Origin of the sequence: Kribbella sp. CA-294648 (assembly GCF_050943845.1) — a bacterium.
Lineage (GTDB): Bacteria > Actinomycetota > Actinomycetes > Propionibacteriales > Kribbellaceae > Kribbella.
Genome location: NZ_CP191981.1, coordinates 6,277,735 through 6,291,388 on the forward strand (window position 1 = coordinate 6,277,735; position 13,654 = coordinate 6,291,388).

A 13,654-nucleotide genomic window follows, 5' to 3' on the forward strand; every position below is an offset into this window, starting at 1 on the left:
ACCTCACCCGCCTTCACAGAGATAGACGCACAAGCGGCCGAAAAAGTTAGCATCCGGGCGAAAGATTTTTGACGGATGTCTGGAAGACCCGCGAGCGGCCGTGACCGCCGGTTGTCCGGGGCCGGTTTGCGGGTAGCGTTCGCGGGGTGACTGGCGTACCTCCTCAACCGACCCTGACCGATGGTGAGTTGACGCTGCGGCCGTGGCGGGACGACGACATCGACGCCGCGCACGAGCTGACCGACGACGAGATGATGCGCTGGTTCGACTTCCCCGGCCTCCCGCCGCGGTCCGGGCTGGTGGAGGCTGTCGAGAACTGGCGACGGCAGTACGCCGACGATCGCGCGGTGGTGAACTTCGTCATCGAGCTCGCGGGCGAGTCCGGGCCGGTCGGCACCGTGGAGGTCCGCCGTACGTCTTCTGGTGTCGGGAGCATCTCCTGGACGACCTACAAGCCGTACCGCGGCCGGCGGGTCGCGCAGCGCGCAGTACGGATGCTGGTGGTCTACGCCTTCGGTGAGCTCGGGCTGGAGCGGTTGCAGGTCGAGGTGGATCCTGAGAACCGGGCATCTGCCCGCGTAGCGATCCGGTCGGGCTTCCGGCGGGAAGGGCTGCTGCGGGGCGGGGCTGTGCTGCAGGGCGAGCGTCGCGACGTGGCTGTTTACGGGCTGCGGCGTGACGATCCGCGGGCCGACAGTCTGCACGGGTGGACGGCGCTGATGGACTCGGTGCTGCCGAAGAAGCGGGTGATCGCCCACATCGTGGTCCGCGACACCGGTGGCCGGGTGCTGCTCTGCAAGGTCAGCTACAAGCGAGACCTCGAACTCCCCGGTGGTGTGGTCGAGCCCGACGAGGACCCGGCGACCGGCGCGCTGCGCGAGATGCAGGAGGAGCTCGGGTTCGAACTGCCGCTGGTCGGCGTACTCGCCATCGACTGGCTCCCCCGCTGGCAGGGCTGGGGCGACGCCATCGAGATCCTGTACGACGGCGGCGTCCACGACCCGTCGCTGCTCGAGTCCCTCACGCCGGACGGCCGCGAGATCCTCGGCGTCTCCTGGTACTCCGCGACCGAGCTGGCGGGGCTGGTGTCACCGCTCAACGCCCGGCGGCTGCCGCTTGTGCTGGCCGCGCCTGACGTCCTGCACAACCTGCGCGACGGGGAGCCGATCACAGGGCAGCCCGAAGGTCCTTCCGCCTGAGGTTGCCGACGCACCAGACGTAGTGGCCGTCAGCAGCCGCGCTGTAGATGGTGGCTGTGGCGATGGCGTAGGCGGCGCGGTAGAGGTACATGCGGTCGCGCGAGTGACCTAGCTGTTCGAAGCGGTCCAGGAGCTGGTCGTCGAAGTCGCGTGCGGCTGGGCTGTACATGTCGTAGAAGCCGGCCGCGGTCGCGGCGTCGAAGGTGTTGTCGCCTGCGGTGGTGAAGAAGCCCCAGTCCAGCAACGCTGCGCGGGGTGTCTCGCCGCTGCCGTCGGTGACCAGGAGGTTCGGCGTGCAGATGTCGCCGTGGACTATCTGTGGCTTGTCCAGGCTGAGCGCGTCGAGTTTGGCGAGGATCCGCTCCAGCAGGTCGTCGAAGTCGTCGACGTCGGCCGACAGATACTGGTACGACGTACTGGCGCGCCGGCGGACCAGCTCCGCGAGACCTTCGCCCCACTCGCCTTCCAATGCCGTCTGCCCGAGTAGCGGGAGGGCCTTGCTGGCCGGGCCGGCCGTCGTGGTGGCCAACGCGGTAACCACCTCGACGAAGAGGTCCAGGCCCTCCTGCTGGGTCATCGCACCACTCTCGAGTACGTCGCTGAGCGGCGTACCGGTCAGTCGTCGTTCGATGCTGACCGCTTGGCCGTCGACGCTGTCGACGACGATGATGTCCGGAGTACGGAACGGCAGGTCTTGCTGGTTCAGCTCAGTGAGGAATGCCTGGAGTGGCAGCACATCGGCCGCCGTACGGTCGAACCACGCCTTCCCGACGAGTCCGCCGCCGAGGTCGTAGACGGCCCCTTCCATGCCTTGCCCCAACGGAGTCACTGGCCCGGTGGCGTGTTGTTCGAAGTACGCGATGACTGGGGCCGAAGGCAAGCTCATGCGGGTCAGTCAAACATGGCTGCGCATTCGCTCGCTCCCGAATTCCGGCCGGCGCATCGGCGTACGGTCACCCAGAAGTCGTCAACCGCGGACCCGCATGTCCGGCCAGGCACAGCCACCGCTCGTTCTCACGGACCCAGGTCTGTGTCATCGGCATCCGGAACTCCTCCGCGCCATGACCGCCGTCCACCTCATCGGTCACCACGCAGCGAAGTACGGCGGTGTCCCCGGCGACCACTACCTCGATGTCTGTCAGGCGCTGCGCGTTCCATCGCAGTGATCCACTGGTGTTGGACGCCACATACGAATCCCGATCGAAGCTTGCTCCGGTATGCGAGGTCCACCGGAATGCCGGATGCAACCACCCCAGCAAGGTGTCCGCATCATTGGCAGCCAACGCAGCCGCCCGCCCCTCCGCCGCCGCAACCACCTGCTCCTCGACCGTCACCATCTCCATCATGGCCGAACTGATGGTGACTTTAACTGCTGGCCGTACTTCGCCGTGTGATCGAGGAGGTGGAGGCTAGTCAGAGGAGGGCGGCTCGGCGGCGGTGGAGGAAGCGGCGTTCGGTGTCGTTGGCGGTGAGGGTGATCGCTTCGTCGTACGCCTCGATTGCTTCTTCGGCGCGGTTGAGGCGGGTAAGGACATCGGCTCGGGTGGCGGGCAGGTAGGCGTAGCTCTTGAGCGCCGGTTCTTTGCTGAGGGCATCTAGTTCGTCGAGAACCGCAGCCAGGTCGGCGCCGGGAACGAAGCTGTGAGCGGCCGCGCGATTGAGAGCGACAATCGGCGACGGCCAGCTGAGCAACATTGCGTCGTACATCCGCACCACTTGCCACCAGTCGGTCCTCTCCCAAGACCGCGGTAACGTGCAGCCCCGCAATAGCCGCCTGGAGCACAAACCGACCACTACCTGCCGTCTTCGCCGATCCCGGAACAGCACCCTGGCGGACATGGTCGACGGGGCCAGCGGCGAGGGCGGTTGAGCGTTGGAGGGCGGCGGTTGCGCGGGAGACGCCTTCGGCTAGGAGCTTCACGTTCCAGCGGCTTCGGTCCTGGTCTGCGAGGAGGACCAGTTCGCCGTCCTCGCTGAGCCTGGCGTCGCCGCGGGCTTGTGTCATCTGTAGGAGGGCGAGCAGCGCCTCTGGCTCGGGCTCCGCCGGCATCAACCGGACCAGGAGGTGCGCCAACTCCAACGCCCGGCCGGTCAGGTCGGTGCGGGTCAGCTCCGGGCCGGCCGCCACGTGGCCGGCCGTGTAGACGAGCTGCACCACCGTCAGTACGACGTCCAGCCGCTCGGCGAGCTCGTGGTCGGCCGGGATCCGGTACGGGATGCTGGCGGCTGCGATCTTCTTCTTCGCGCGGGTAATGCGGGCAGCCGCCGTCGCCTCGCTGATCAGCAACCCGGCCGCGACCTCACGCGTGGTCAGCCCGCAGATGAGCCGCAAGGTGAGCGCGATCTGCGATTCCCTGGCCAGCGCCGGGTGACAGCAGGTGAACACCAGCCGCAACGGATCAGTCGGCTGCTCCCGATCGCCCGGCGACACGGGCTCCTCGATCAGCAACGGCAACTTCCGCCGCAACGTCGTCTCCCGCCGCAACCGATCAAGCGCCAACCGCCGAGCAACCGTCGTCAACCACCCCGCGGGATTGGCCGGCACCCCGTCAGACCACGTCCGCAACGCCTGCACGAACGCGTCCTGCGTACAGTCCTCCGCCAAATCCAGATCCCGCGTCAACCGCACAGTAGAAGCCAGCACCGTAGACCAACACGCCCGATGCGTATCCTCCACCGCCCTCGCAACCTCAGTTGCGGAAACCGTCACACCCCACCACCTCCTTCCCTCTTTCCACACGCCCCACCACCTTCCCACTCACCACCCTTGACCACCCACAGGCTGAAGGTGCCGGCGGGAGAACACCGAAGGTAAGGAGGGGTGAGCCGCAGCGGCGAGTGGGGGCCGAAGGCGGGCGGGGGCGCGGGTGCGCCGCTGTCGGGGGCGCACCCGCAGGATCGATAGCGGGTCAGGACGGGGGGAAGTCGGCGGAGGTGTCCATGACGGGGCGGACTTCGATGTTGTTGGAGGGGCAGAGTTTGGCCAGGGCTAGGGCCTGGTCCAGGTCTTTGCAGTCGAGGAGGTAGTAGCCGCCCAGGGCTTCCTTGGTTTCGATGAAGGGGCCGTCGGTGACGATGGGGTCGCCGGTGCCCTGTTTGACCGTGCTTGCTGTGGTTGAGCGCTCCAGGGCGGCGCCGCCGAGGATCTGGGCGCCGGCTGCCTCGACTGCTTCGGCGAAGGCGCCGTGCAGCTTCATCTGCTCCTGCCAGACCTCGGGCGTGACGTTGTCGTAGAACTCTTCGCTGTCGAACAGCAGGAACATGTACTGCGCCATGACTGGCTCCCTCGTCTCGGGGTTTCCTTGGACATCTTGCTGACGAACGACTCCCGGCGGAATCGACAACACACCCAGGATGATTTCTTCGCCTACCGTTGACCATGTACTCAACAGGACCCCAGGAGGAACCCGTGGTGCACCTGGACGTACTGATCGTCGGCGCCGGCCTGTCCGGAATCGGCGCCGCCTACCGCCTCCAGACGCAGGCGCCGAGCCACTCGTACGCGATCCTCGAGGCCCGTGACGACCTCGGCGGCACCTGGGACCTGTTCCGCTACCCCGGCGTCCGCTCGGACAGCGACATGTTCACGCTCGGCTTCCCCTTCCACCCGTGGAAGGCGGCGAAGGCGATCGCGGACGGCCCGTCGATCCTGGAGTACCTCCACGAGACGGCAGCGACGTACGGGATCGACAAGCACATCCGCTTCGGGCAGCGCGTGCTCAAGGCATCGTGGTCGTCCGAGGACGCTGTGTGGACAGTGGAAACCAGCGGCGACTCGTACACCTGCTCGTTCCTCTACGTCTGCAGCGGCTACTACAACTACGACAGCGGGTACGTCGTCGACTTCCCCGGCCTCACGGACTTCCAAGGGCAGGTCGTGCACCCGCAGCACTGGCCTGAGGACCTCGACTACACCGGCAAACGCGTAGTGGTGATCGGCAGCGGCGCAACCGCCGTCACGCTGGTACCGGCGATGGCACCCGCCGCTGACCACGTCACCATGCTGCAGCGCTCCCCCAGCTACGTCGCCTCCCGCCCCGCCTCCGACGCGTTCTCTGACAAGCTCCGGGCAGTACTGCCGGAGAGACTGGCTCACCACGTGATCCGCAGCAAGAACGTGGCATTCAGCAGTGCCGTGTACGCCGCCTTCCGTCGCTGGCCGGCGCACGCGGCCTGGCTACTCAACAGCCGGGTTGCCAAGCTGCTCCCAGACGAGGTCCCCATCGACCCCCATTTCACGCCGCAGTACAAGCCGTGGGACCAGCGACTGTGTCTGGTGCCCGACGCAGACCTCTTCCAGGCGTTGCGGGACGGCAGTGCCTCAGTAGTGACAGGTGAGGTCGACACCTTCACCAGCGACGGCATCCGGCTGCGCTCCGGTGAGGAGTTGCCCGCGGACCTCGTGGTGACTGCCACCGGACTGCAGATGGTCGCCCTCGGCCAGATCGACCTGACCGTCGACGGCCGCCGCGTGCACCCGCACGAGACCTTTGTCTACAAAGGCATGATGCTGAGCGGCGTCCCCAACCTCGCCTGGTGCATCGGCTACACCAACAACTCCTGGACCCTCCGCTCCGACCTGACCTCGCAGTACGTCTGCCGGCTCCTCAACCACCTGGACGCGACCGGCACCGCCATCTGCGTACCGGAGATCGATCCAGCCGAGTACGACGCTCCGCCGCGTCCTGTGGTCGACCTGTCCTCCGGCTACATCCGCCGCGCGGCAGGCCTCCTCCCCCGGCAGGGCTCGAACGGCCCCTGGCGACTCCGCCAGAACTACCCCCGAGACATCCTGGCCCTTCGCTACGGCCGGGTTGCCGACGGCACCATGCAGTTCAGACCCGCCGAAGCGCGTCTAGCTGGCTGAGAGCCACTCGCAGGTCTTGGTCCCGACCGGCAGCCAGCATCCGCTGGTAGGTGGGGTCGCTAGCGGCGGCCTCTGTCATCAGGGTCAGCTGCAAGGTCAGGCGTTCACCGATGAGGTCGAGGATGTCGCCGGTGGTGCCCTGCCAGCCGTACTCGCCCAGGAAGAGCTCAAGCCGGAGCAGCCGCGACTCAAGGTCAGTGAAGCCCTCAGCCGCCACCACATGAGCGGCATGCAGCGGAGTCCAGGAGAAGGCGACCCAGGCGACATCCAGCTCCGGGCGGACCGGGCCGGCCATGTCCCAGTCGACGAAACCGACCAGGCCGGTCTCGTTCCACACGGCGTTGTACGGCGCGGCGTCGTTGTGCGCGACGATCATGCCCGGCTGCCAGGTCTCGCCCTCGCGCCAGCACGCACCTTCCGGCGGAACGAAGTCGGCAACGGCCGTGTGGTAGCTCCGAAGCCAGCGCGCCACGTCCACCAGAGCCGGCGAGCTGTGCGTCCACGCCGGCCACGGCCGCTCGTTCCCTACTGTGTCTCCCGCCAGGAAGGTGACCATCTCCCGCCCGTCGGCGTCCACTCCCAACGCCCGTGGAGCACCCGCGAATCCGGCAGCCTCCAGATGAGCCAGCAGCGCATGGACTGCCGGCGTCCAGGCTCCCGCAGTACGCCGTACTACGCCGCCGACCAGCGATGCGCCGCCGTCGAATCCACCTTCCAGCCGCTCATCCATGCGGACATCCTGCCAGCGGCGGCGGCCACCACAACGGCCGTCGCAAAACCTCCGCTGATCGAAACTGGGTCGACGAGACCCCCAGGCAGCTCCACGATGGGTCGATGGAGACTCCTGAGGTCCGCTACGACCAACTGCAGAATCGCATGCTGAAGCTGTACCGCGAAGGTCGGCAGCGGGAGGTGCTTGGGCTGCTGGAGGAGGTCGACGTCGACCTCGCGCCCTGGAGTGCCGAGATCGCTCACTTCGAGGCGTGCATGCATGGGTCGCTTGGTGATGCGGAATCGGCGTTGAAGGTCCTGCAGCGGGCCAGCGCGGCCGGCGCCTGGTGGCACGAGCCGCTTCTGCTGGAGGACGACGACCTTGCGGTGTTGCGGGACCGTCCCGAGCTCGCGGAGTTGGTGAAGGTCTCGCGCGAGCGCATGGCGAACGGCGAAGCTTCCTGGACGGTGCAGTTGCCGGACAGCCGGCGAGTGTCCGGTGTGGTCGTCGCCCTGCACGGCGCGGGACAGCATGCGATGCGGGCCGCGAAGGACTGGGCGCCGGTACTAGGGCTCGGCTATGCCCTGGTCGCCATCGACTCGTCCCAGCTGATCTCGCCGAAGTTCCGCACCTGGGTCGATCGCGACGTCACCGCCCGGGATGTCGCCGCGGCACTGGCCGACCTACCGGACGAGCTTCAAGGGCTGCCAATGATCGCCGCCGGATTCTCCAACGGCGGACGCGCCGCCCTCGAGTGGGCGCTCACCGCCGACCCGGTGCCGGTCGACGGTGTCATCCTCCTGGCGCCCTCACTCAGAGCCCTCCCCGAGACAGCGGGCACCCCCTCGAAATCGTTGTCACCAGCAACAATCTTCATCGGCACCGAGGACAACGCGCTGCCCCGCGTCGAGGCGGCCGCCGACCAGCTGACCGGGCTCGGCTTCGAGATCATCCGCATCCCCGGCCTCAACCACACCGCTCCCCCAGACCTCGCCGACCGGCTCACCCGCCTCCTCGGCACCTAGTCGATCGGCTCACCCGCCTCCTCAGCAACTAGTCGATCGGCACCGGCGCGGGCGGCGGCGGACCGACGTACCGGGCAGCGGGACGGATGATCTTGGGATCCGTGGACTGCTCCAGGATGTTGGCGGTCCAGCCGATCACGCGGCTGGTGGCGAAGGTGGGGGTGAACATGGCTCTGGGCAGGCCGCACAGGGACATCACCACGCCGGCGTAGAACTCGACGTTGGCGTAGAGATTGCGGCCTGGTTTGAGCTCGGCCAGTACGTCGACGATGCGTTGCTCGACCGTGGTGGCGAAGTCGACCAGGTCGCCACCGATCTCCCGTGCGATGTCGCGCAACATGATCGACCGCGGATCCTCCGTGCGGTACACCGCGTGGCCGAAACCCATGATGCGGTCGCCGGCCGAGACCTTCGCGCGGACCCAGGCGTCGATGCGATCCGGCGTACCGATCTCGTCGAGGCTGGCGAGCGCGCGGTCGGGGGCGCCGCCGTGCAGCGGGCCGGAGAAGGCGCCGATGGCTCCGGCGACGGCCGACACCACGTCGGCGCCGGTCGAGGCGATCACTCGCGCGGTGAACGTGGACGCGTTGAAGCCGTGGTCGATCGTCGAGATCAGGTAGTGCTCGATCGCGCGCTCCTTGGCTTGGTCCGGCTCCTCTCCGGTCACCAGGTACAGCCAGTTCGCGGCAGTCGACAGGTCCGCTCGCGGCTCGAGCGGCTCGCGTCCCTCACGCAGCCGGTGGAGCGCCGCCAGGATCGTCGGCGTGACCGCGCAGACGAGCATCGCGTCCGCCTTACGGCGTACCGGGTCTGCATCCCACAGCGGCGGGAGCTCGCGCGTGGCGGCGAGCAGGGACAGCGCAGTACGGAGCCCTGCGAGTGGGTTGAAGGATGAGCCTGCAGCGGCGATCGCCGGCAGAGCAGCCTGTACTTCGGGCGGCAGCACGCGTAGCGGAGCGAGTTGGGCGCTGAAGGCTTCGCGTTCGGCGGCGGTCGGTAGGCGTCCTTCGTAGAGCAGGAACCAGACGTCCTCGACCGTCTTCGACCGGGACAGGTCGATCGCGGAGTACTGCCCGTAGTGGTAGAACCCCTCGTCACCGCGGACGTCGCCGAGCCGGGTCTCGGTCACGACGACGTTGCGCAGCCCAGGGGGTACATCGATCGGTCCTTCGACTGTGATGGTCATGGGATTCAGAGTTGATCCGCAATCAAGTATTGTCAATATTGATCCAGTCAACATAGCCACCGTCGGGAGCGCGAGATGGCGCAGCAGGGTGACGAGAATTACCTGACCACGGCCGAGGTCGCCCGCCGGCTGAACGTGAAGCCGGCCACGGTCTACGCGTATGTCAGTCGCGGCCAGCTCACCAGCGTCCGCGCCCGGGGTAGCCGCGGCAGCCTGTTCGACGCCGGCGAGGTCGAGCAACTCGCGAGCCGCAGCGTCGAGCACCCGGGCGTGGTCGAGCGGATCGAGAGCGAGCTCTCGCTCCTGCAGGACGACGAGTTGTACTACCGCGGCCACCCGGTCCGGGAGCTCGTCACCACACAGACCTTCGAGTCGGTCGCCGAACTCCTGTGGACCGGCGACCTCGCACCGTCCGAGCCCTTCACCGCGCCACCTGAAGGCGTGGAACTGGCCCGGTCCGCGGTGGCTGTCGCGCCGGAGGGAGCGCGGATGGTCGACAAGCTGCGGATCGCGGTCGCGGTGCTGGGCGCGGCCGACCCGCTCAGGTTCGACCTGACGCCGGCCTCGATCATCGGTGCCTCCCGCCAGTTACTCGCAGCCCTGACCGAAGCCTTGCCCGGCCCAACCGTCGACGGCGGCACCGGCGGCGCAACCGTCGGCGGCGGCTTCGCCGACAGGCTCTGGCCCAAGGTGTCGCCACGCCCGCCCCAGCCCCGCATCCTCGAGGCCGCGCTCATCCTGCTCGCCGACCATGGGCTGGCGGCCTCCACCATCGCCGCGCGCGTCGCCGCCAGCGCCCGAGCCAACCTGTACTCCGTGGTGTCGGCGGGCCTCGGCGCCCTCGATGGGCAGTACCACGGCGCCGCGACCACGCTGGCCTACCAGTTCCTGGATCGCGCCCTCAAAGATCCCGTCAAAGCACTGTCCGACGAACTCCGATCAGGCCAGTCGCTCCCCGGTTTCGGCCATCGCATCTACCAGCAGCGCGATCCCCGGGCGGAGGTGCTGTTCGGGCTGCTGGCGGGCGAGCCGGTGATGGATCGGGTCCACGACCTCACCGCCAGGGTGAACAGCTTCCCGAACAGCGACCTCGCACTGGCCGCGATGATGCACGCCTACGACTTCCACCCCGACGCGGGCGAGGCGCTCTTTGCGCTCGCCCGCGTCGTCGGCTGGACCGGTCATGCCCTGGAGGAGTATGCCGAACCGGGGCTGAGATTCCGTGCCCTCGGCAACTACACCGGCCCCGCGATCACCTGACCTTCAGCCGGAGCAGAGTGGCGGCGCCCGGCGCAAGACTCACCGGTACGCCGCTGCCGCGCGCCCCGCCGTACGACTTCGAGATCGGCTGGAAGACGTCCACGCCGTAGACCTTCGTCGGATCGACCACCACGGTCGCCCGGGCCGCCGCACTGTGCGAGCGGTTCGCGACCAGCAGCCAGCGATCCTTGACCGCGGCGTCACGGCTGCGGAAGGTGCCGACGACAACAGGTTGGCCGTTGATCGCAGCGACCAGGTCGGTCGGCGTGAAACCCACCGTCCCGTTGGGCAACGGGTTCTCGTTGGCATGTACGACCGACTCCGACACCAGCGGCTTCAGCTCGCGCCCGACCTGGTGCAACCACGTGGTGTTGATCTTCTTCGACGCGTCGTATCGGCTCGTCCGCTTGCCGTCGACGGTGATCAGCGCCGGCCCGAACCCTTCACCGCGAGCGGCCTCCGGCGTCCAGTAGGTGAAGTACTGGATGCCCTTGGCCCCGTAGGCGAGGCTGATGTTGACCTGCCAGAGCAGCTCGGCCGCGGTCGGCTCGCGGTGGTTGTCATAGGCAAGCGTCTGGATGAAGACCCATGCCGGTACGTCGCCGCGCAGCGCCGCGTTGCGCACGATCACCCAGTTGTGGAAGTAGTTCGCGTCCTCGCGCCCCTCGGAGAGCAACGGATAACGGTCGAACGAGACAAGGGAGGGCTTCACGATGTCGACGAAGTCGCGGTAGTACGCCGGGTCGTTCGACGGGAACAGGTTGATGTACGGCAACAACTGCGGCGCCAGCTCACGGGAGACGGCCAGCGCCTTGGCCAGCGTGCCGAACCAGCCGGCACCCGGCTCGTCGTAGAAGTTGAACCCGGCCAGCGATGAGTACGGGCCATAGGCGTTGCGGGCGCGGGTGTAGAACTCGCGTGCCTCGGCCGGGGTGATGCTGAGGAAGTCGGCGGGATTGTCGGAGATGGAGAACCAGCGGGACATGTTGCGGATCTGGATGTCGTCGGAGATCAGCATCTTCAGCCCGGCGTCGCGGGCGAGCCTGAGCTGGTGCTGGAAGATGTTGCCGTCACCGGCGTAGTTCCCGGAGATGACGAAGTCGAAGCCGGCTTCGGCGATCTCGGTGAACCGCGCCGGAGTGCTTTCGTACGGATGCGGCGGCCAGAACAACCCGATCGGGAACTCCGGTCCTCCGATCAACGGCAGGCTGTCGGGCGACGGAATCGCAGTACTGGAAGGGATCGCGGCCGCTCCGGGAGCTGCAGCGGCGGACGCGGGAGCTGCGGCGGCTCCGGGAGCTGCAGCGGCAGCGGTGGCGCCGGTCGCGATGGCGGCGGCGGTGGCACCGGCGCCGAGCAACAGGGAGCGACGGCTCGGTCCGAGGATCTGGTGCGGGCTCTGCATTTGTACTCCTCTTTGGCGGATGAGGATCGGCTAGCCAGGGGTGCGTCTGGTGCGGTGGCTGGAGACGGCCTCGGCGGTGGCTTCGAAGGCCTGTTCCGACAGGGTGTAGTCGCGCTGGGCGACGCCGATGTAGAGGGCGTCGAGGACGAGCATCTGGGCGTGCCGGCCGGACAGTCCGCCGGTGCGGAAGGTGACGTCGCGCGCGGCCGTGAGCAGCACGATGTCGGCGGCGCGGGCCAGCGGCGAACGCGGATAGTTGGTGATGGCAATGGTTCGGGCGCCCTGCCGACCGGCTCGCTGAAGAGGTTCCAGTACTTCGATCGTCTCGCCGCTGTGCGAGATGCCGACGGCAACATCTCCGGCGCCGAGCAGAGCCGCGCTCGTGAGCGCGTTGTGGACATCGCTCCAGCAGTTCGCGCCCCGCCCGATCCGGTGCAGCCTCAGGCGGAGATCCTCCGCGACACAGGCGGACCCGCTCACGGCGTACAGGTCGATCCGGCGGGCGTCGGAGATCGTGCGGACCGCTTCGCCGAGGGCGGCGACGTCGAGTTCCGCGACGGTGTCCTCGAGGGCTCGCGCGTCGGCTCGGAGCAAGGTGCGCAGTACCTCGCTGAGGCTGTCGTCCGGGCCGACCTCAGCGCCGGCTCCGCGTTCCCAACTCGTACTGGTTCGGCCGCTCTCGGCCGCCAGGGCCAGCCGCAGTTCGGCGTACCCGCTGAGTCCGAGCGCCAGGCAGAACCGCGTGACACTCGGCAGCGACGTACCGCACCGGGCGGCCAGCTCACCGATCGTGGACGACGCCACGGCGGCGGGATCGCGCAGCACCTCGTGCGCGACCCGGACCTGCGCCGGACTCAGGTCCGGCAGCAGCCCGTGGATCCGCGCCTCAAGACTCGGCGGCGGCGACTCGAGAACACTCACGTGAATGATTCTCAGAACCAAAGCCAGCAAGTGTCAATAGTTCACGGCACGACCGAAAACACCGCCGCCACTGCTGGGCAGCGACGGCGGTGGAAAAACAGTTGTTAGAAGAGGGCAGCCATCAGGCGGCGGCGGGCCTTGACGACCCGCTCGTCGTCGGTGCCGACGACCTCGAACAGCTCCAGCAGGTGCAGCCGGACCTTGTCGCGCTCGTCCCCGGCGGTCAGCTGGATCGTCTTGATCAGTCGCGCGAACGCGTCGTCGACGTGACCGCCCATCAGGTCCACGTCGGCGACCAGCATCTGCGCCTCGATGTCCTCGGGGTTGTCCGCGGCCCGCGTGCGCACCTCGGCCGGAACGTCGCGCGTCCGCTTCACCAGCTGCACCCGGGACAGCCCGGCCTTGGCCTCCGCGTCGTTCGGGGTCTCCCGCAGCAGCGTCTCGTACGCCGTGATCGCTCCGTCCAGGTCGCCCGCGGCCACCGCGTTCTCGGCGGCCTCGTACCGCGGGTCCGGCTCGGGCTCGGCAGCAACCGGGGCATCGCCGACCGGACCGACCGGGTCGGTGCGACCGGTGATGCCGTTCGCCACCGCGACCGTCAGCGACTGGTCGACGTACTGGCGGGCCTCGGCATCGGAGACGGCACCCTGGAAGAGCGGGACGACCTGACCACGCAGTACCGCGATCACCAGCGGGATCGTCTGGACGCCGACCGCCTGAGCCAGCTGCGGGTTCGCGTCGATGTCGATCCGGGTCAGCAGGAACTTGCCGGCGTACTCGGTGGAGAGCTGGATCAGGACCGGGCTGAGCGCCAGCGACGCCTCCGAGCGCGGCGACCAGAACTCGACCACCACCGGCACCTGCAGGGAGCGCTCGATCACGTCCGCCTGGAAGGACTGCTCGGTCACGTTCAGCACGTAGGCGCCGCCCGTCGCGGCACCCGCGCCACCCGGCGCAGCACCGGCGCCGGCGGGACCGGCAGGTGCGCTGCCGGGCCGCGGCGCCGGCGGCTTGCGCAGGGACGACAGGTCGATCGCTCCGGGACGGCTGAAGTTCGGCTGGCTCACCACTGTCCTCGC

13 protein-coding genes and 1 pseudogene are annotated in these 13,654 nt (G+C 68.2%); 4 read left to right on the forward strand and 10 right to left on the reverse strand.

Going from position 1 to position 13,654, the window contains the following annotated elements:
* Positions 1–146: 146 nt before the first annotated feature.
* The gene (locus tag ACQPYM_RS29615) at positions 147–1,199 is read left to right on the forward strand and encodes an NUDIX hydrolase (protein ID WP_433006986.1); all 1,053 of its coding nucleotides are present in this window, start codon (positions 147–149) and stop codon (positions 1,197–1,199) included.
* On the opposite strand, the gene ACQPYM_RS29620 is transcribed toward ACQPYM_RS29615, so the two are convergent.
* From ACQPYM_RS29620 to ACQPYM_RS29640, 5 genes and pseudogenes are all read right to left on the reverse strand, one after another.
* The gene (locus ACQPYM_RS29620) at positions 1,168–2,085 is read right to left on the reverse strand and encodes a phosphotransferase family protein (RefSeq protein ID WP_433006989.1); all 918 of its coding nucleotides are present in this window, start codon (positions 2,083–2,085) and stop codon (positions 1,168–1,170) included. The two genes, ACQPYM_RS29615 and ACQPYM_RS29620, sit on opposite strands and share 32 nt — an antisense overlap.
* A gap of 67 nt (positions 2,086–2,152) precedes the next feature.
* Positions 2,153–2,545: a nuclear transport factor 2 family protein gene (locus ACQPYM_RS29625; RefSeq protein WP_433006992.1), complete on the reverse strand. Its 393-nt coding sequence runs from the start codon at positions 2,543–2,545 to the stop codon at positions 2,153–2,155.
* A 67-nt stretch (positions 2,546–2,612) separates the two neighbouring features.
* Positions 2,613–2,906, reverse strand: coding sequence for a hypothetical protein (locus tag ACQPYM_RS29630; RefSeq protein ID WP_433023521.1), 294 nt, complete (start codon positions 2,904–2,906; stop codon positions 2,613–2,615).
* A 232-nt stretch (positions 2,907–3,138) separates the two neighbouring features.
* A pseudogene (locus ACQPYM_RS29635) lies at positions 3,139–3,957 on the reverse strand (RNA polymerase sigma factor); the annotation flags it as partial.
* 151 nt (positions 3,958–4,108) lie between these two features.
* Positions 4,109–4,474 carry a YciI family protein gene (locus tag ACQPYM_RS29640; RefSeq protein ID WP_433006995.1) on the reverse strand — a complete coding sequence of 122 codons (366 nt, stop codon included), beginning with the start codon at positions 4,472–4,474 and terminating at the stop codon, positions 4,109–4,111.
* A gap of 134 nt (positions 4,475–4,608) precedes the next feature.
* Here ACQPYM_RS29640 and ACQPYM_RS29645 point away from each other — a divergent pair, with 134 nt between their 5' ends.
* Entirely contained in the window at positions 4,609–6,066 is a 1,458-nt protein-coding gene (locus ACQPYM_RS29645; RefSeq protein ID WP_433006998.1) for a flavin-containing monooxygenase, read from the forward strand.
* Here the strand turns inward: ACQPYM_RS29645 and ACQPYM_RS29650 are convergent.
* Positions 6,035–6,796, reverse strand: a complete 762-nt coding sequence (locus tag ACQPYM_RS29650) for a phosphotransferase (protein WP_433007001.1) — start codon at positions 6,794–6,796, stop codon at positions 6,035–6,037. The two genes, ACQPYM_RS29645 and ACQPYM_RS29650, sit on opposite strands and share 32 nt — an antisense overlap.
* 104 nt (positions 6,797–6,900) lie before the next feature.
* On the opposite strand from ACQPYM_RS29650, the gene ACQPYM_RS29655 reads away from it, so the two are divergent.
* Entirely contained in the window at positions 6,901–7,803 is a 903-nt protein-coding gene (locus tag ACQPYM_RS29655; protein ID WP_433007004.1) for an alpha/beta hydrolase, read from the forward strand.
* Between the two features lie 28 nt (positions 7,804–7,831).
* Here the strand turns inward: ACQPYM_RS29655 and ACQPYM_RS29660 are convergent, their stop codons facing one another.
* Positions 7,832–8,989 carry a citrate/2-methylcitrate synthase gene (locus tag ACQPYM_RS29660; RefSeq protein WP_433007007.1) on the reverse strand — a complete coding sequence of 386 codons (1,158 nt, stop codon included), beginning with the start codon at positions 8,987–8,989 and terminating at the stop codon, positions 7,832–7,834.
* Between the two features lie 75 nt (positions 8,990–9,064).
* On the opposite strand from ACQPYM_RS29660, the gene ACQPYM_RS29665 reads away from it, so the two are divergent.
* Positions 9,065–10,249 carry a citrate/2-methylcitrate synthase gene (locus ACQPYM_RS29665; protein WP_433007010.1) on the forward strand — a complete coding sequence of 395 codons (1,185 nt, stop codon included), beginning with the start codon at positions 9,065–9,067 and terminating at the stop codon, positions 10,247–10,249.
* On the opposite strand, the gene ACQPYM_RS29670 is transcribed toward ACQPYM_RS29665, so the two are convergent.
* The 3 genes from ACQPYM_RS29670 to ACQPYM_RS29680 all read right to left on the reverse strand — a co-directional run bounded on the left by ACQPYM_RS29670 (position 10,242) and on the right by ACQPYM_RS29680 (position 13,642).
* The gene (locus ACQPYM_RS29670) at positions 10,242–11,654 is read right to left on the reverse strand and encodes a hypothetical protein (RefSeq protein WP_433007013.1); all 1,413 of its coding nucleotides are present in this window, start codon (positions 11,652–11,654) and stop codon (positions 10,242–10,244) included. The genes ACQPYM_RS29665 and ACQPYM_RS29670 overlap by 8 nt on opposite strands.
* 30 nt (positions 11,655–11,684) lie before the next feature.
* A complete protein-coding gene (locus ACQPYM_RS29675; protein WP_433007016.1) occupies positions 11,685–12,575 on the reverse strand; it encodes a MurR/RpiR family transcriptional regulator in 891 nt (296 codons plus the stop codon).
* 104 nt (positions 12,576–12,679) lie between these two features.
* Positions 12,680–13,642 (reverse strand): co-chaperone YbbN, encoded by a 963-nt coding sequence (locus ACQPYM_RS29680; RefSeq protein WP_433007019.1) that lies wholly within the window; start codon positions 13,640–13,642, stop codon positions 12,680–12,682.
* Positions 13,643–13,654 lie beyond the last annotated feature (12 nt).